Consider the following 15,677-nt stretch of genomic DNA (forward strand, 5'->3'; position numbering starts at 1 on the left):
GTCCCCATCAGGCGGCGGAACGCACCGCGCTGCCCCGCAGGGCTGCGGTCAGCGCGTCGACGACGCGGTCCTGGTCGGCGTCGCTGAGACCCGGGTAGAGGGGCAACGACAGCTGCTGGGAGTAGAACGACTCGGCCACCGGGCAGGATCCGCGCCGGTAGCCCAGGTCGGCGAACGCCGGGTGCCAGTGCACCGGGAGGTAGTTGACCTGCACGCCGATGCCGGCGGCGCGCATCCGGTCGTACACCTCGCGGCGGCGGCCGTCGAGCACGCGGATCGGGTAGAGGTGCCACGCCGGGTCGGCCCACGGCCGGCGGGTGGGTGTGCGCACGCCGTCCAGGTCGGACAGCGCCTCGTCGTAGCGGGCGACCAGGGTGGCCCGTCGCGCCTTGAACCCGGCGAGGCGGCGCAGCTGGCTGCGGCCCAGGGCGCAGAGCACGTCCGGCAGCCGGTAGTTCAGCCCGAACTCGTGCACCTCCTGGTGCCAGCCGCCCTCGTCGGCGAGGCGCAGCTCGTCGCGTTCGCGGACCACCCCGACGCCGCGGAACCGTCGGGCCCGCTTGAGGATCCGCGAGTCCACGGCGGCGACGGCACCGCCCTCGGCGGTGGTGAGGTTCTTCGTGGGAAAGAACGAGAACGTGGTCAGGTCGGCGAGCGAACCGACCGGGCGGCCGTGGTACGTGCCGCCGATCGAGTGTGCGGCGTCGGCGAGCAGGAGCGCGTCGCTGCCGGCCAGCGACCGGCGCAGGGCGTCGTAGTCGGCCGGATGGCCGGCGTAGTCCACCGCGGCGACGACCTTCGTGCGCGAGGTGACGGCCGCGGCGGCGGCCGCCGGGTCGAGGCAGAACGTCTCGTCGTCGACGTCGGCGAACACGATCGTCGCGCCGAGGGCGACAGCGCTGCTGGCGGTCGCCACGAACGTCATCGGCGGTACGACGACCTCGTCGCCCGGACCGACCCCGGCGGCCGCGTACGCGACGTGCAGCGCGGCCGTGCCGTTGGAGACGGCGGCGACGCCGACCCCGCCGGTCCACCGGGCCAGGTCGGCCTCGAAGGCGTCCACCTGCGGGCCGGTGGTGAGCCAGTCGCCGCGCAGCACGTCGGCGACGGCCGCGATGTCGTCCTCGGTGACCGACTGCCGGCCGTACGGGAGCATCCCCGTCATGCGGTGAGGCCGAGCATGTCGCGCAGCCGCTCGACGCCGAGCCACTCGTCGTTGGTGTCCGACTGGTACGCGAAGCCGTCCGGCACCGGCTCGCAGTCGACCGGCGGCCGGTAGCCCCAGCCGGCGATCGTCGGCTGGACGATGTAGCGGTCCTCGGCGCGCAGCGTCCGGCGGCTGTCGTCCGGCGCGATCATCTCCTCGTGCAGCTTCTCCCCGGGCCGGATGCCGATCTCGTGGGTGGTGGCGTCCGGCGCGACGGCCTCGACCAGGTCGAGGATGCGCATGCTCGGGATGCGCGGCACGAACAGCTCGCCGCCCTGCATCTGGTCGAACGAGTCCATGACGAACTGGACGGCCTGCTCCAGGGTGATCCAGAAACGGGTCATCCGCTTGTCGGTGATCGGCAGGCTCTTGCCCTCGGCGGCCAGCCGGTGGAACAGCGGAACCACCGAGCCACGGCTGCCGACCACGTTGCCGTAGCGGACCACCGCGAACCGGGTGGGGTGGTGGGCGGCGTAGTGGTTGGCCGAGACGAACAGCTTGTCACCGACCAGTTTCGTGGCGCCGTACAGGTTGATGGGGCTGGACGCCTTGTCGGTGGAGAGCGCGATGACCTTCCGGACGCCGGCCTCGATCGCGGCGTCGACCACGTGCTGCGAGCCGGTGATGTTGGTGGCGATGAACTCGGAGGGGTTGTACTCCGCGGTGTCCACCTGCTTCAGGGCGGCGGCGTGCACGACGTGGTCCACGCCGTGCATGGCGCGGGTGAGGCGGTGCCGGTCCCGGATGTCGCCGATGAACCAGCGCAGCCGGGGGTCGTCGCCGAGTTGCTGGCGCAGCTCGTACTGCTTGAGCTCGTCACGGGAGAACACCACCACCCGGGCGGGGTCGGCCTCGTTGAGGATGTGCCGCAGGAACGTCCTGCCGAAGGAACCCGTCCCCCCGGTGATCAGAATGGACGATCCATCCAATTCACTCAATGTGGTGCTCCCGTGTTCGTGGATGAACGAGCGGCCCTCGGCCGGCCGACCGGGGTGAGACGCTAGCCATGGCGGGTTAACGCCCCGGCGCTCGCGGGTTAACCGCGTCCACTGCCCCCGTGAATGCCGGACACCGCGCAGGCGAACACTTCCGTCGGTGCGCGAAGCGGGCTGACCAGGCCGGATCCGGCCGTTACAGTGGCCGCGCGAGCGACCCGGGCGCCTCGTGCCGCCGGGTCCCGCGTTCACCCGACAGCCGCGCCACTCGGCGCGAGTGGTTCACCCCCGCGCGTCACCGTCCGGCCACGGCGCCGTCCGGCCCGCGCTCCACCGGCCCGGCCGGCGAATCCAGGAGGCGTTGATGGCATCCGGCAGCGACGTGATGGAACGGCCGGCGGCTCCGGCCGGTACGCCGGCCGCCGCACCCGCGCGGCGCTGGCTCGTGCCGCTGCTGCTGATCGTCGGATGGGTGCTCAGCGTCGCGTGGCGGATGTGGCTGTCCCGGCACATCGTGCTGCCGATCGCGCACACCGACGAGGACAGCTACCTCGACACCGCCCGCGCGCTGGCCGGCGGGCCGGGCGGGTTCAGCAGCGAGAACGACCTGCTCCGCCGGGTCGGCTACCCGATGCTGATCTCGCCTGCGTTCCTCGGCGACCGGGACTTCGCCGACAGCTACCGGCTGGTCCAACTGATCAACGCGATGGTGAACTCGACGCTGCTCCCGCTCGCGTACCTGCTGGCCCGGCGGCTGCTCGGGTTGCGCCGCTCCTACGCCCTGGGCGCGACGGTGGTGGCCGCCACCCTGCCGGCGACCGCCTTCTACGCGGGCGTCGCCATGATCGACGCGGTGATGGCGCCGCTGGTGGTGGCCTGGCTGCTCGCCGTGCACCGGTGGATCGGGCGGCCCGGCCCGCTGGCCGCGGCCAGCGTCGGCCTGTTCGTCGGCGCGTTCCACCTGCTGCACTCCCGTGGCCTGGTGATCGTCGGAATCCACGCCGGTCTCGTCCTGCTGCTGCTGGTCCGCCGCCGGATCACCCCCGCCGGGGTGCTCGCGGCGCTGGCGCCGGTGCTGGCCCTGGCACTGGTCAACGAGGCAGGCATCCGGCTGCTCGGGGACCGGGTCTACCTGCTGGGCAGCACCCCGGGCGGCAATGTGGTCGACGCGGTCGCATCCGCGCAGGGTGTGGTCCGGGTCGGCGCGGCGGTCACCACCCAACTCTGGTACCTCGTCGTGGTCACCTTCGGGATGGCCGGGGTGGCCTGGGCCGCCGCCGTCCACGAACTGTGGCGGCCCCGGCGCGGCGACGCGACCCGCTGGACGATGGGCGTCGCGCTCGTCACGAGCGTCGGGGTGGCCGGCGGGGCCTCGGTCATCCTGGCCGGCATCACCAGCAAACCGTTGGACGCGATCTACGCGCGCTACGTGCAGATGCTCGCGCCGTTCTGGATGCTCGTCGGGCTCGGGGTGCTGCTCACCGCCGGGCGTCTGGTGGTGCTGCGCCGCGCGGCCGTCGCGGTGGGCCTGCTGGCCGCCGGCGGCGCGGTCGTCGCGGCCCGACTCGCGTACGTGGCCAGCCGGGGGCACACCCTGCGCTACGGCGGCTTCGGCGCGCCCGACCTGATCGCGTTGACCGGCGGATGGCGGGAGATGCGCCCGGTCGTCGGATCGCTGATCGGCGTCGCCGGTTGCCTGCTGCTGGTCGCCGTGGTCCGGGTGCCCCGCCTGCGGCTGCCGATCCTCGGCGCCCTCGTGGTGGTCAACCTCGTCACCATGCAGGTGATCGACGAGCGGCTGGTGCTCCCGACGGTGGCGAGCACCGCTCCCACCCCCCGGGTCGCCGACGTCGGGGTACGCCCCGGCGAGCGGGTGTGGGCGTCCACCGGCGTGCACTACATCCTGCGGTTCAACCTGAGTCACCAGGTGACGTGGACCGACGTGCGGTGGTTCCGTGAGCAGCCGCCGGCCGCCGCGCAGGTGGTGTTCGCCCGCTGGGCGCCCGGCCAACCCGACGACTGGGACGGCGCCAGGTACGGCTTCGTCCGGCTCGGCGGCAATGAGCGCCAGCACTGGGCGGCGTGGCGACGGGCCTGACCCCGGCCGATCGTGAACGGATGATGTCCAACGGGGGTGGCAGCGGTTAATGGTGTCGGAAAATTGCGCGAAAATGCGCGACAATCAGCGTGGGCGGCGGTCGGCCCGGTCGAGCGAAATGGGGATGACCGTGATTTCCCGACCGTCGGAAACCTCCCGGCGGCAGGTGCCCTCGACGAAACGGAAACGCCGGTTCATCTGCCGTACGACCGTGTTGTGCTCCAACACCTCCCCGTCCAGCCGGTCCAGGTGCAACCCGTCGAAGGCGTACTCGACTGCCTCGCGCACGACGCCCAGCCAGGCGGGCAGCGTCTCGCCCCGCTCGGCCAGCCCGTCGGAGTCCAGATAGAAGCCCCAGGCGCCGGTCCGAGGGCCGTCCAGCCGCAGGTCGAAGAAGGTGACGACACCGCAGGGGCGGTCGTCGCGGACGTACACCAGCACCCGCCGCGACGGGTCGTCGCGGACCGCCGACCACCACCGGGCGTGCTCCTCGGCGGTGATCTCGTGGCTGTTCTTGCTGACCTGCCGGTTGGCTTTCTGATTACGCCAGGACAACATCAGGTGAACGTCGTCCGTCGTTGCTTCGCGCAGCACGTGCCTCTCGCTTTCCATCTGTTCCCGCCCGGTTCGGGAACCGTACCCGGGTGCACCGGGAAATCGGATATGCATTCGTTGGGTTGTAGACTCCGGCGCATGAACGAATTGAGTCGCGCGCAGATCCGCGACCTCATGGCGCAGGTGTTGAAGAACCAGGACAGGGAGCTGCCCGCCGACGACGCGGCGCAGCTGCGCGAGATCGGTTTCCGCTCGCTGGACTTCTCCGAGTTGGCCCTGCGGGTGGAGGACGAGACGGGGGAGGAGCTCAACTTCGACGCCCCCGGGCTGCGTCGCATCGCCACCGTCGGCGACGTCCTGGACTTCCTCGTCGAGCTTGCGCACCGGTGACCGTCGCGGCACCGGGCCCCGCGACGGCCGCGCGTCGCGAGCCGGCCGGCGTGGACAACCGGGTCGTCCTCGGCGGCGTCGCGCTGACCTGGCGGGAGCTGCCGACGCCGGCGCTGCCCGACCCCGCCGCGGTGCTGGCGCACTCCGCCACGCACGCCCTCGCCGCCGCGCGGCAGCACGCCGTGCACGGCACCGAACTGCTGCTCACCACCGCGAGCCGGGTGGACGCGGAAATGCGCGCCGAGCTGTCGGAGGCCGGCTTCACGGTCACCGTGCTGGACGACGACGGCACCCATCCGAGCGCGCCGGCCCGGGCGCGTGCCGCCGACCCCGGCCGGCTGTGGCTGCTGACGTCCGGCTCGACCGGCCGCCCGAAGCGGGTCGGCCACACCCTCGACACACTGACCACCGTGCGGGCCGACCAGCCCGAGCGGACCTGGCTCTGCCCCTACGCCCTCGGCACGTACGCCTGGTGGCAGGTGGTCACCCTGTCGTTGACCCAACCCGGGCAGCACCTGGTGGTGGTCGAGCCGGACGAGCTGGACGACTGGCCCGCGGTCGCCGCCGCCCACCGCGTGGACGCGGCCTCCGGCACGCCGACGTTCTGGCGTCGCACCCTCTACCGGGACGCCACCGCGCTGGCCCGGGTGCCGCTGCGCCAGATCACTCTCGGCGGGGAGCCGGTCGACCAGGCGATCCTCGACCAGCTGCGGGCCGTCCACCCGACCGCCCGGATCTCCTGGATCTACGCGTCGTCCGAGGTCGGGGCGTCGATCGTGGTGCACGACGGGCGGGCCGGGTTCCCCGTCGACTGGCTGGACCGGGACGTCCCCGGCCGGCCGACCCTCTCCGTGCGCGATGACGAACTGGTGGTCACCTCGCCGTACCACGGGGTCGGTCTGGCCGGCCCGGTGCCCACCGGGGACCGCGCGCAGGTCGTCGACGGCCGGGTCCTGATCACCGGACGGCTGGACTCCGACGAGATCAACGTCGGTGGCAGCAAGGTCTCCGCCGGAGTGGTGCGCGGCGTGCTGACCGGCCACCCCGCGGTGGCCTGGGCCCGGGTCATCGGCCGCCGCGCCCCGGTGCTCGGCCGGATGGTGGTCGCCGAGGTGGTCCTCGCCCCGTCCGCGACGTCCGGCCCGCCGGACGCCGGCCTGCCGGACGAGGCGGCGCTGGTGCGCTGGTGCGCCGACCGGCTGCCCGACCACGCGGTGCCACGCCGGATCCGTGTGCTGACCGAGATCCCCGTCAAGGAGACCCTGAAGAGCGATGTCTGACCCCACCGACACCCGACTCGTTCCCCCCAGCTCCGTCGTCCTGGTCTCCGGAGGCTCACGGGGGCTGGGCCTGGCCATCGTCACCGACCTGCTCGACGCGGGCGTACGGGTGGCCGCGTTCGCCCGTACCGTCACCCCGGAGCTGGAGAAGCTCGCCGCCGAGCACCCCGACCGGGTGCACGTCGGCTCGGTGGACGTCACGGACCTGCGCGCCGCACAGGCCTTCGTCCGCGAGGTGGAGCAGCGCCTCGGCCCCGTCGACGGAGTCGTCAACAACGCCGCCGTCGGGCAGGACTCCCTGCACGTGCACACCGCCACCGACGACATCGCCCGGATCATCGAGACCAACCTGACCGCGCCGCTGCAACTGACCCGGCTGGTGGTCCGGCGGATGCTCGGCAAGGGCCTGCGGGGGCGGATCGTCAACATCACCTCGATCTGCGCGCAGCGTGGCTTCCCGGGACTTGTCGCGTACTCGGCCACCAAGGGCGGCATGGACGCCGCCACCCGGTCGCTCGCCCGGGAGCTGGGCGGCCGGATGCTCGTCAACGCGGTCGCGCCCGGGTTCTTCGCCTCGGAGATGTCGGCGGTGCTCGGCCCGACCCAGCTCGACCAGATCGTGCGCCGCACGCCGAGCGGTCACCTCACCGAGCCGGAGGAGGTCGTACCGGTCGTGCGGATGCTGCTGCGCGAGCACACCAACATCAACGGCCAGGTCATCGTGGTGGACGGTGCCGCCTCCATCTGACCTTTCGCGGGTCCCGTCCTCCGCCGGACCGGCGCGGCGCTCCGGCAGCACCGTGCCGCGCCCGGTACCGGGACTGCTCGCCGCCGCCGAGCGGCACCTACGCGTCGGTACCCCGGCCGCGATGGCCGACGCGACCACCCGCAGTCACCTCGACGACGGCAGGTGCGTCGGCTGGTACGGCCCGCCGGTGCCCGGCTGGCGGGTGGCGGTGGACGCGGAACGCTCCGACGCCCCGGTGCCCCCGGCGCTGGCCCGCCGGTTCGGCGCCGCCGACTTCTGGGCACGGTGGACCCGCGCGGAATCCGGCGCCAAACTCGCCGACGTACCGATCGCCCTGTGGTGGCGCCGCCACGGCCTCGCCGCCCCGAACGGCGCGGCCCTCTGGCGAACCCTGCACCTGGCCGACCTGGTCATCACCGTGGGCCTGGCCCCCCCGCAGCCCGCGATCTGGCACGTTCGGACGCTGATTCGCGCGTGATCCACCATCTGCGGCGGCAGAAAGTGCGAGATCGCCGCAGCTGGGGGTCAGATCAGGGACCAGGTCAGGGGGGTGCCACGGGGGACGTCGGTGGTGAAGGTGCGGCCTCGGACCCTGTCGATGTCGGCTGGGGGGAGGCCACCGGCCGGGCGGATCGAGCGGACGTTGTTCGCGGTCACCGGGTCGCCGGCGCGGACGTCCTCGACCACGAACAGGGAACGGCGGAACCGCAGCCCCTCCCGCTCGGCGGGGGTCGGGCCGATCGCCGTGCCGCCCAGCGCGGCGTACGCCCGGCCCGACTCGGCGACCAGCGCCGACAGTTCCGCCGGGTTCAGGGAGAAGTCCGAGTCCACGCCGCCGTCGGCGCGGTCCAGCGTCACGTGCTTCTCGATGAAGCAGGCGCCGAGGGCCACCGACGCGACCGCCACGCCGATGCCGGGCGTGTGGTCGGAGAGGCCGACCGGCACGTCGAACGCGCCGGCCAGCACCGGCAACCGGCGCAGGTTGCTGTCGGCGGGCGGCGCCGGGTAGGACGCGGTGCAGGCCAGCAGGATGATGCCCGCCGCGCCGCCGTCCCGGGCGGTCCGCACGGCGGCGTCGATCTCGGCGACCGTCGCCATGCCCGTGGAGATCACCATCGGTTTGCCGGTGCTGGCGACGAGCCGGATCAGCGGCAGATCGACCAGCTCCGACGAGGCGATCTTGTACGCCGGCGCGTCAAGTGACTCCAGTAGTTCCACGGCCGTCGCGTCGAACGGCGACGAGAAGACGGTCAGACCACGCTCGCGGGCCCGCTCGAAGATCGGGGCGTGCCACTCGTACGGGGTGTGCGCCCGCTGGTAGAGGCGGTACAGGTTCTCCCCACCCCACAGCTCGTGCCCGCTGGAGATGCGGAACGCGGGGGTGTCGACGTCGATCGTGATCGTGTCCGGCCGGTACGTCTGGAGCTTGAGCGCGTGCGCCCCGCTCTCGGCCACCGCGTCGACGATGGTCAGCGCCCGATCCAGGTCGCCGTTGTGGTTGCCGGACATCTCGGCGACCACGAAGGGTCGCTCCCCGGCACCGACCGCGTGCGGTCCGATCGTGATTGTCGCCGTCATTCCGACCTCTGCTCAGGTACGTCCGCACCGGGTGCGGTGGTGCTGTCGTCGTCCCCCCGAGGGGTGGACGACCTGGAAACTCCGGCGCCCGCGCTCACGGCAGGCGGCCCCCGGCCAGCGCGTCGGTCCGGTCGGGCGCGACGGCGGGCCGGTCGTCGGACCGGTTCGGGTCCTCGTCGGTCGCCGGCGACCCGCCGCCGGTCGGGCCCGGACGCCGCAGCCGTCCCGCGACCCGGTGCGCCCGGCGCAGCGCCGAGTACGCCAGCCAGTCGCCGCGCCCGACCAGCCGGTGCTTGAGCCCGGTCACCCCGGGGGGCATCGGGTAGCCGCCGGTGGGCAGGTAGCGGCGGTAGTGCTCGGCGACGCGGTGGAAGAACGCCCGTCGCAGGTGCGGGTGCAGGCGGTCGTCGTTGCCGACCACCACCAGATAGTGGCTGATCATCAGCTGGAACAGTTCGGCCCGCACCTGCTCGTCCGGGTGGATGCGGGCGACCCAGTCCATCAGCCGCTCGTACTGGCCGAACGCGTCGAAGTGCCGGCCACTGCGGGTGGAGGTGATCGCGCCCTGGCGGCCCTGCCGGTACAGGTAGCAGACCCGGTCCAGCACGGAGATCTTCTCCGCGCCGATGATCAGCGGGTGGCTGAACGGGATGTCCTCGTACCAGCCGGGGAAGAACCGCAGCTCCAGGTCGTCGAGGAAGGCCCGGCGGACCACCTTGTTCCAGGCAGTGTGCTGGACGCGCAGCAGGTGCGGCTGGTCGGCGAGGCGGACCACGCCCGGCACCCCGCGCAGCAGGTGGCTGCTCGCGTCCACCTCGCGCCGGCCGTCCTCGTGCACCCGCAGGTGGTCGAGCATCAGCACGTCGGGCTGGTGCTGGCGCAGCCGGTCGAGCACCGCCGCGATGGTGCCCGGGGGCAGCCAGTCGTCGCTGTCGACGAACCAGACGTACCGGCCGGTGGCGACGTCGAGGCCGGCGTTGCGGGCCAGCCCCAGACCCACGTTCCTGCCCAGGTGCACGACCTGCACGCCGTCGTGTCCGGCGTACGCGCGCAGCATCGCGCCGCAGCCGTCCGGCGAGGCGTCGTCGACGGCGATCAGCTCGACCGCGTCCGACTCGCCCGCGGGGATGTCGGCCCGGATCGACTCGAGGCACTGGTACAGGTACGCCTCGACGCCGTACACGGGCACGACGATGCTCAGCAGCGGTGCGTGCGTCGGCTCATTGACCACGCCGCCACCTTCGACGACGTGGGTGGCCGGTCCCGGAACCTGACGTGGCCGACGAAGGTGGAGTCCCTGAACTCCCGCCGGGCGGAAGGTTAACGACGGTCGTCCGGTTCACCCGGGAGTGACCCGGTAGGGTGCCTCGGTGCGGCCCTGCCGGGTCGTCGCGGGCGTCGCCGTCGCGCCGTCCGACGCCGCGCCGACGAGGAGACGTACGTGCTGGTGACCCTGCGGATCGTCAGGAGACCGGCATGAGCACCGCCGACGTCCCGGTGGCCCGGCCGGCCCCGGTCACCCGGTTGCCCTCGTTGACCGGCCTGCGCTGGATCGCCGCGTTGCTGGTCTTCGGTTTCCACGCCGGCACCATGCGGATCATCGCCGAGCCGGACTACAAGGCCGTGGTCGACGTGCTGTTCACCCTGGGCCTGTCCGGGGTGCAGTTCTTCTTCGTGCTCAGCGGGTTCGTGCTGGTCTGGTCGGCCCGCCCGGGCGACTCCCGGCTGACGTTCTGGCGACGGCGGGTCGCCAAGATCTACCCGAACCACCTGGTGTTGTGGGCGGCGGCCCTGCTTGTCGCCTGGTGGTTCGCCGATCCCGTCCTGCCGGCCGTCGCGCTGGAGAACCTCCTGCTGTTGCAGGCCTGGGATCCCCGGCCGGGTTGGTTCTACAGCGTCAACACGGTGAGCTGGTCGCTGTCCTGTGAGTTCTTCTTCTACCTGTGCCTGCCGCTGGTGCTGCCCCTGCTGCGCCGGGCGCGGCCCGCGCTGCTGTGGACGCTGATCGTCGCGTTGCCCCTGCTGATCCTCGCGCTCTGGCCGGCCCAGCACCTGGTGCCGGAGGACAGCCGGTGGTGGTTCACCCAGGTCTTCCCGCTGACCCGGTCGCTGGAGTTCTGGTTGGGCGCGGTGGCCGCCGAGCTGATGCGCCGGGGACTGTGGCGCGGTCCGGGGCTGACCGTCGCCAGCGCGATCTTCGTGGCCACCTGGGTGGCCGCCGCACAGTGGATCCGCGCCGAACTGTGGACCACCCTGCTGGCCGTGGCGTACCTGCTGGTGATCACCGCCGCTGCCGACGCGGACGTGCGGGGCCGGCGTTCGCCGTGGCGGTCCCGGCCGTTGGTCTGGCTGGGTGAGGTGTCGTTCGCGTTCTACCTCGTGCACGTGCTGGTGATGACGAGCGTGCTGCGGTGGACGGGGGACTGGGGGACCGGGTTCAAGGGGTGGCGCGGCCCCGCGGTGGTGCTCGGCTTCCTGCTGGCCAATCTGGTCCTCGCCGGCCTGCTGCACCGCTTCGTCGAGACGCCGATGATGCGCCGGCTCGCCCCACGCCGTCGGGGCCACCCGCCGGTCGTCCCGCATCCCCGGACACCCGAGGTCACCAGCGCGGACGGGTCCGCCGACCAGGCCGGGAACACGCTGGCCGGCGGCCCCGGCCGGGCCGAGGGTCGATCGACGTACGCCGACTCGCGCTGAGCGTCCACGCTGGTCGGCGCGGCGCGAGCCGACACGCCCGGCGTCGGTGCGTCCGGCTGGCGACGGCGGTAGCGTGGGGTCGTGCTTCCGGTCGCGTTCACCTGTCCCCTGTGGTGGGTGGCGCGCTGGGCGACACGGGTGCTGACCAGCCTCGCCGTCGTCGCCGCCCTCGCGTTCGGCGCGGGCGCGTCGCCCGCCTCCGCCGCCGGCCACCCGACGTCGGCGGGCACGGCCTCGGCGTTCACGGTCGGGCCGGTCGCGGGTCCGCCGAGCACGACGTCGGCGTTCGCGGCCGGGCCGAGCACGACGTCCGGCCGGGCCGGCGCGGTGGTCGCCGTCGGGCACGGGTCGTCGGTCGTCGCCGACGACACCGCTGACCGGCGCACCTCGACGGGCCCGACCGACCCGCAGCCCGCACGGCTGGCTCTGCACCTCCTCCCCGGCGTCGCCGGTGACACTCCGGTGCGCGCGTCCGGGGCCGAGCGACAGCCCCACGCCGACGGCCCGGCCACCCGGGCGCCCCGGGCTCCGCCCGCACGCTGAGCCACCGGGACGAGCGTCCCGCCGCCGCGCCCTGTCGATCCACCGCCCGCACCCGCCGACCCGTGGCCCTGCCACGTTCCGTCCGGCCCGTGCGGCCCACCGTCGCATCGCTGTCGTTCCGAGGTGTCGAGCATGGAGACCGTCGTCTTCTACCAGTTCCTGACCGAGGTGCCCCAGGCCGCCGCCATCTGGTCGGTCCTGTTCCTGCTGGCGTTGAGCGTGCCCGCCGTCCTGGTCGCCCGCCCGCAGCGGGACGCGCCGCCGGGTGACCCGGGCCCGACGGCGCCCACCGCCCGGGAGGTGGCGGCGGCCGAGGCCGCCGACCTGCGGCGGTACGCCGAGGAGGTGGCCGTCGCCGCCGCCGGCGCCGCCCAGACCGCCCGACGGCGGCGCGCCGACTGGCTGGTCAGTCAGGAGGAGGCGGAACGTGCCTGGGCCGGGTACGACGAGGCGGAGACCGCCGCCCGTCGGTTCGTCGGCGCCGGCGCGCTGCCCACCCCGCGTACCCCGCACACCCCTGCCGAGTACGCGGCTCGGGAGCGGTACCTGCACCGCGCCGCGATGGCGGCGTACTGGCGCGGGGAGTTGACCATGGGGCAGCTCGGTGACGTGTTCGGGCACCGGCGCGGTTGGGACCCCCGCCGGCACCCGGTGGAGCAGGAGGTGCTGCTCGCCCGGGCGATCAGGGACGCGAGGCTGGCCGACCACCGGGCCGCCGCCGAGCGGGAGCGGTCGGCGTGGCGGGACGCGGAACTGGCCGCCGAGGCGGCGCGCGCCCTCGCCGAGGAGGCGTACGCGGCGGCGGCCCGGCTGCGACCGAATCCGGTACCCGCCCGTCGGGCGGCGGCCGGAGCGGTGCGTCCCGCGGCGGTGGCGCGCTGGCGTCCGGCCCGCGTCAGTTGAACCCGTCCACGGTTGAGCCCGATCTGTGACGTGAGCCCGGTCACGGGCACCCGAAATCGGGCGCGGGGCGCGACCGGGCCTGTTGTTCGCGCGAATACGGAGACGTTGTCGCCAGCCTGTCCGGTTGTCGACCACAGGCGTCGCCGTCACCGCTTGTCCCATCGAGTCACGTCATCGGCAATACGCGCAGAAATTGTCGTCCAGAATGATGTTTACGCAGGTGGGCGCGGCTTGGCAGGGGTACGCACCGGCCAGTAGTGTCGTCCCGTCCGGTGCGGTTACCGATCGCAAGAGGCGACGCCGCGCCGACCCGCTCAATCGTGATCAACGAACCGGGGACCCATCAGTAAGTCCGGGGTGAATCCGCGAGCCACGGCCCGCGGTAGGGCGATCTTCCCGCCCGAATCCGTCAGCTAACCCGGTAGGCGGTGTCGGAAGGAGTTCCATCCTCGTGCAGCACCTCTCCACCCCTCGGCTGTTCCCCCGCCTCCACGGCGCCGCGGTGCCCCCGCTCATCCGTCCGGTGAGCTGACCCCCCGGGTCATCGCCCTTCCCGCCCGGCCACGCCGGGCGTTCCCCTGAGCGGTTCACCATCCGCGGACCACGGTTCGCGCGCTGGCGCCTGCCCGGATACCGGCTCGGCCCCGGTGTGCCGCTCTCCCCCCGAACCGTGGAGGACCCCGTGAAGCACACCCTGAAGCGTCAGCTCCGCCGTCTCACCACCGAACGCCCGTACCGGATGGTCGCCGCCTCCGCCGCGGCCCTCGCGCTCGCGGCCACCACCGGCGTCCTGCTCGCCGACACCGACGACGCCCCGGCCGGCCAGCAGACCCCGACCACCGTCGCCGAGATGCGCGGCGACCTGGCCGCCTCCCGTGACCAGGCGCGCGTCGCGTCCCCCTCGGCGAGCGCCGCGCCGAGCAGCGCCGCCCCGGCCACCAGCGCCGCGTCGCCCGCCGCGAAGGCCAGCACCAACCCGGACCTCACCCGCAAGCCGACACCGCCGAAGCCACCCGCGACCAAGGTGCTCGACTACGACTACGAGGCCCAGAACACGTACTACAACTGCGGCCCGGCGGCCACCCGCAACGCCCTCAGCGCCAGCGGTATCGACCGCACCCAGAACCAGCTCGGCGTCAAGCTGGGCACCACCGAGATGGGCACCAACTCGGCCCAGGACACCACCCGCGTGCTCAACTCCGAGGTCAAGGGCTCCCCGTACCGGACCCGGATGTTCGCCGGCTCGCCCAGCCCGGCCCAGATGGACCAGCTCCAGGCCGACGTCGTCAAGGCCATCACCGACGGCCGAGGCGTGGTGGCGAACGTCGTCGGCGACGCCGTCGACACCAACGGGGGCTGGCACTCCTACGGCGGTGGACACTACGTCGCGGTGGTGGGTTACAAGGACAACGGCCGGACCGTGCGGATCGCCGACTCGGCGAACGCGGCCGACCCGTCGTACTGGATCACCACGATCGACCTGGCGAACTGGATCGCCACCCGGGGCTACTCCGCCTGACCCAGGTGTGAGCACCGCCGCGGGCGCCGACCCCCACGAGGGGTCGGCGCCCGCGGCGTCTTCGCGTGGTGCTCAGTAGTCGATGAACCCGTACAGCGCGCGGTGGTTCGACCTCGTGCCGGTGACGGTGTGGCCGATGGTGGACGGCCGTACCGTCCCCTTCACGAACAGATAATCGATCTTGCTGGAGCCGCTGGTGGGCGCCGTCCCGTAGCCGGTCATGCCGTAGCCGCTCAGCGTGCCGGCCGCGATACCCGTGCGGTTCGCGTCGATCCCCACGATCCGGATGGTGGAGGCGTTCAACAGGCTCGTCGCGTCCGCACCCAGGTGGATGCCGCTGTTGGCGATGCCCCGGTCGCCGTCGCCGGCGCACGCGTTCTGCCGGTTCTCCTGCGGCAAGTGCATGGTCGCCGCGAACACGCTGGTGCCGGTCGCCCTGATGGTGAACCGGGCCGCGATGGCGCTGGTCCGCTTCCACTTGTAGTAGTCGGTGCTGTCCGGGTCGCTGTTCGGCGGCTTGTACAGCGTGCACCCGGCACCGTTGGCGTACGCGGTGCCCGGCTTGAGCCAGCCCGCGCTCCAGTACTTGGAGATGTCGCCGGCCGCGAGGCTCAGCGTCCTGGTGTTCCAGATGATCGCGTTGGTCTGCTTCTTCTTCAGGTCGCCGAGCGACTGGGAGCTGCACTTGTGCGTGCTGCCCCACGGCTCCGGGTCGGTCCAGGCCACGATCGCCCCGTACGTGCCCGCCGGGTAGCCGAACTTGGCCGCCAGTTGGTCGGCGTACGCCTCGGCCTGGCCGGTGCCGCGCACCTGTTGCACGATCAGCAGGTCGGGCGCCACCACACCGCTGGTGCCGGTGCGTCCGGCGTCGTCGACGAGGATCGAGGTCAGGTGGTCCGGTCCGGAGATCCGGGTGCAGCTCCCGTCGGCGTTGTTCACCACCAGGTTCTCGATGTTGTTGTTGTAGACGCGCAGGACCCGGTCGGCCGCCGCGACACCCGCGTCCGGCCCCGGTGCGCTCGACGGTGTGCCGAGCGCGGGCACGGTCGGCGCCGCACCGAGCGCGACGACGGCCACCGCCGCCACCAGTGTTGATCGATGTCTTCTGAGCACGAGGACTCCCTCCCGTGGTGAAACTGCCCGTCCAGGCGCCGCACTCTACTGTGGATCGCCGCCGGTCGGGTCCCGTGTACGACGCTCGTACCGGGCGGCGAACCGTGGGAG

Annotated in this window: 15 protein-coding genes and 1 riboswitch; of the genes, 9 read left to right on the plus strand and 6 right to left on the minus strand. The window is 72.9% G+C overall.

The features are described 5' to 3' along the window. Positions 1-7 precede the first annotated feature (7 nt). Complete coding sequence (locus ABZS77_RS12810) at positions 8-1,165, minus strand: aminotransferase class I/II-fold pyridoxal phosphate-dependent enzyme (RefSeq protein ID WP_354821710.1); 1,158 nt, start codon at positions 1,163-1,165, stop codon at positions 8-10. Then, the gene (gene pseB / locus ABZS77_RS12815; protein ID WP_354821713.1) at positions 1,162-2,145 is read right to left on the minus strand and encodes a UDP-N-acetylglucosamine 4,6-dehydratase (inverting); all 984 of its coding nucleotides are present in this window, start codon (positions 2,143-2,145) and stop codon (positions 1,162-1,164) included. The genes ABZS77_RS12810 and pseB overlap by 4 nt, the downstream gene beginning before the upstream one ends. 361 nt (positions 2,146-2,506) lie before the next feature. Between pseB and ABZS77_RS12820 the strand changes: the two genes are divergently transcribed. Beyond that, complete coding sequence (locus tag ABZS77_RS12820; protein ID WP_354821716.1) at positions 2,507-4,240, plus strand: hypothetical protein; 1,734 nt, start codon at positions 2,507-2,509, stop codon at positions 4,238-4,240. An 84-nt stretch (positions 4,241-4,324) separates the two neighbouring features. Here ABZS77_RS12820 and ABZS77_RS12825 read toward each other — a convergent pair whose 3' ends face one another. After that, entirely contained in the window at positions 4,325-4,852 is a 528-nt protein-coding gene (locus ABZS77_RS12825) for a GNAT family N-acetyltransferase (protein WP_354821719.1), read from the minus strand. 81 nt (positions 4,853-4,933) lie between these two features. Between ABZS77_RS12825 and ABZS77_RS12830 the strand changes: the two genes are divergently transcribed. From ABZS77_RS12830 to ABZS77_RS12845, 4 genes are read left to right on the plus strand one after another with little or no spacing between them, the layout of a single operon-like run. After that, the gene (locus ABZS77_RS12830; RefSeq protein WP_354821722.1) at positions 4,934-5,185 is read left to right on the plus strand and encodes an acyl carrier protein; all 252 of its coding nucleotides are present in this window, start codon (positions 4,934-4,936) and stop codon (positions 5,183-5,185) included. After that, complete coding sequence (locus ABZS77_RS12835) at positions 5,182-6,465, plus strand: AMP-binding protein (RefSeq protein ID WP_354821725.1); 1,284 nt, start codon at positions 5,182-5,184, stop codon at positions 6,463-6,465. Before ABZS77_RS12830 ends, ABZS77_RS12835 begins: the two co-directional genes overlap by 4 nt. Next, positions 6,458-7,213 (plus strand): SDR family NAD(P)-dependent oxidoreductase, encoded by a 756-nt coding sequence (locus ABZS77_RS12840; protein ID WP_354821728.1) that lies wholly within the window; start codon positions 6,458-6,460, stop codon positions 7,211-7,213. The genes ABZS77_RS12835 and ABZS77_RS12840 overlap by 8 nt, the downstream gene beginning before the upstream one ends. A 52-nt stretch (positions 7,214-7,265) precedes the next feature. Then, positions 7,266-7,691 carry a hypothetical protein gene (locus ABZS77_RS12845; protein ID WP_354821731.1) on the plus strand — a complete coding sequence of 142 codons (426 nt, stop codon included), beginning with the start codon at positions 7,266-7,268 and terminating at the stop codon, positions 7,689-7,691. Positions 7,692-7,738: 47 nt separating this feature from the next. On the opposite strand, the gene pseI is transcribed toward ABZS77_RS12845, so the two are convergent. Together pseI and ABZS77_RS12855 are read right to left on the minus strand one after the other, a co-directional pair. Next, on the minus strand, positions 7,739-8,791 hold the full coding sequence (pseI, locus tag ABZS77_RS12850) for a pseudaminic acid synthase (protein ID WP_354821734.1): 1,053 nt from the start codon (positions 8,789-8,791) through the stop codon (positions 7,739-7,741). Positions 8,792-8,885: 94 nt separating this feature from the next. Continuing rightward, positions 8,886-10,022, minus strand: a complete 1,137-nt coding sequence (locus ABZS77_RS12855; protein WP_354821737.1) for a glycosyltransferase — start codon at positions 10,020-10,022, stop codon at positions 8,886-8,888. Positions 10,023-10,267: 245 nt separating this feature from the next. Between ABZS77_RS12855 and ABZS77_RS12860 the strand changes: the two genes are divergently transcribed. The 4 genes from ABZS77_RS12860 to ABZS77_RS12875 all read left to right on the plus strand — a co-directional run bounded on the left by ABZS77_RS12860 (position 10,268) and on the right by ABZS77_RS12875 (position 14,453). Next, on the plus strand, positions 10,268-11,488 hold the full coding sequence (locus tag ABZS77_RS12860; protein WP_354821740.1) for an acyltransferase: 1,221 nt from the start codon (positions 10,268-10,270) through the stop codon (positions 11,486-11,488). An 81-nt stretch (positions 11,489-11,569) separates the two neighbouring features. Then, a complete protein-coding gene (locus ABZS77_RS12865; protein WP_354821743.1) occupies positions 11,570-12,031 on the plus strand; it encodes a hypothetical protein in 462 nt (153 codons plus the stop codon). 132 nt (positions 12,032-12,163) lie between these two features. Continuing rightward, a complete protein-coding gene (locus ABZS77_RS12870) occupies positions 12,164-12,934 on the plus strand; it encodes a hypothetical protein (protein WP_354821746.1) in 771 nt (256 codons plus the stop codon). Positions 12,935-13,235: 301 nt separating this feature from the next. Further along, positions 13,236-13,377, plus strand: a riboswitch (cyclic di-AMP (ydaO/yuaA leader). A 227-nt stretch (positions 13,378-13,604) separates the two neighbouring features. Further along, positions 13,605-14,453: a C39 family peptidase gene (locus tag ABZS77_RS12875; protein WP_354821749.1), complete on the plus strand. Its 849-nt coding sequence runs from the start codon at positions 13,605-13,607 to the stop codon at positions 14,451-14,453. Positions 14,454-14,525: 72 nt separating this feature from the next. Here ABZS77_RS12875 and ABZS77_RS12880 read toward each other — a convergent pair whose 3' ends face one another. After that, positions 14,526-15,566: a hypothetical protein gene (locus ABZS77_RS12880; RefSeq protein WP_354821752.1), complete on the minus strand. Its 1,041-nt coding sequence runs from the start codon at positions 15,564-15,566 to the stop codon at positions 14,526-14,528. Positions 15,567-15,677 lie beyond the last annotated feature (111 nt).

It is taken from the genome of Micromonospora sp. NPDC005298 (genome assembly GCF_040607375.1).
Classification (GTDB): Bacteria; Actinomycetota; Actinomycetes; order Mycobacteriales; family Micromonosporaceae; genus Micromonospora.

Bases quoted from the DNA above. Each gene is read 5' to 3' on its own strand.
- ABZS77_RS12810 (WP_354821710.1), bottom strand. From the start codon at position 1,165: ATGACGGGGATGCTCCCGTACGGCCGGCAGTCGGTCACCGAGGACGAC.
- ABZS77_RS12820 (WP_354821716.1), top strand. From the start codon at position 2,507: ATGGCATCCGGCAGCGACGTGATGGAACGGCCGGCGGCTCCGGCCGGT.
- ABZS77_RS12825 (WP_354821719.1), bottom strand. From the start codon at position 4,852: ATGGAAAGCGAGAGGCACGTGCTGCGCGAAGCAACGACGGACGACGTT.
- ABZS77_RS12830 (WP_354821722.1), top strand. From the start codon at position 4,934: ATGAACGAATTGAGTCGCGCGCAGATCCGCGACCTCATGGCGCAGGTG.
- ABZS77_RS12840 (WP_354821728.1), top strand. From the start codon at position 6,458: ATGTCTGACCCCACCGACACCCGACTCGTTCCCCCCAGCTCCGTCGTC.
- pseI (WP_354821734.1), bottom strand. From the start codon at position 8,791: ATGACGGCGACAATCACGATCGGACCGCACGCGGTCGGTGCCGGGGAG.
- ABZS77_RS12860 (WP_354821740.1), top strand. From the start codon at position 10,268: ATGAGCACCGCCGACGTCCCGGTGGCCCGGCCGGCCCCGGTCACCCGG.
- ABZS77_RS12870 (WP_354821746.1), top strand. From the start codon at position 12,164: ATGGAGACCGTCGTCTTCTACCAGTTCCTGACCGAGGTGCCCCAGGCC.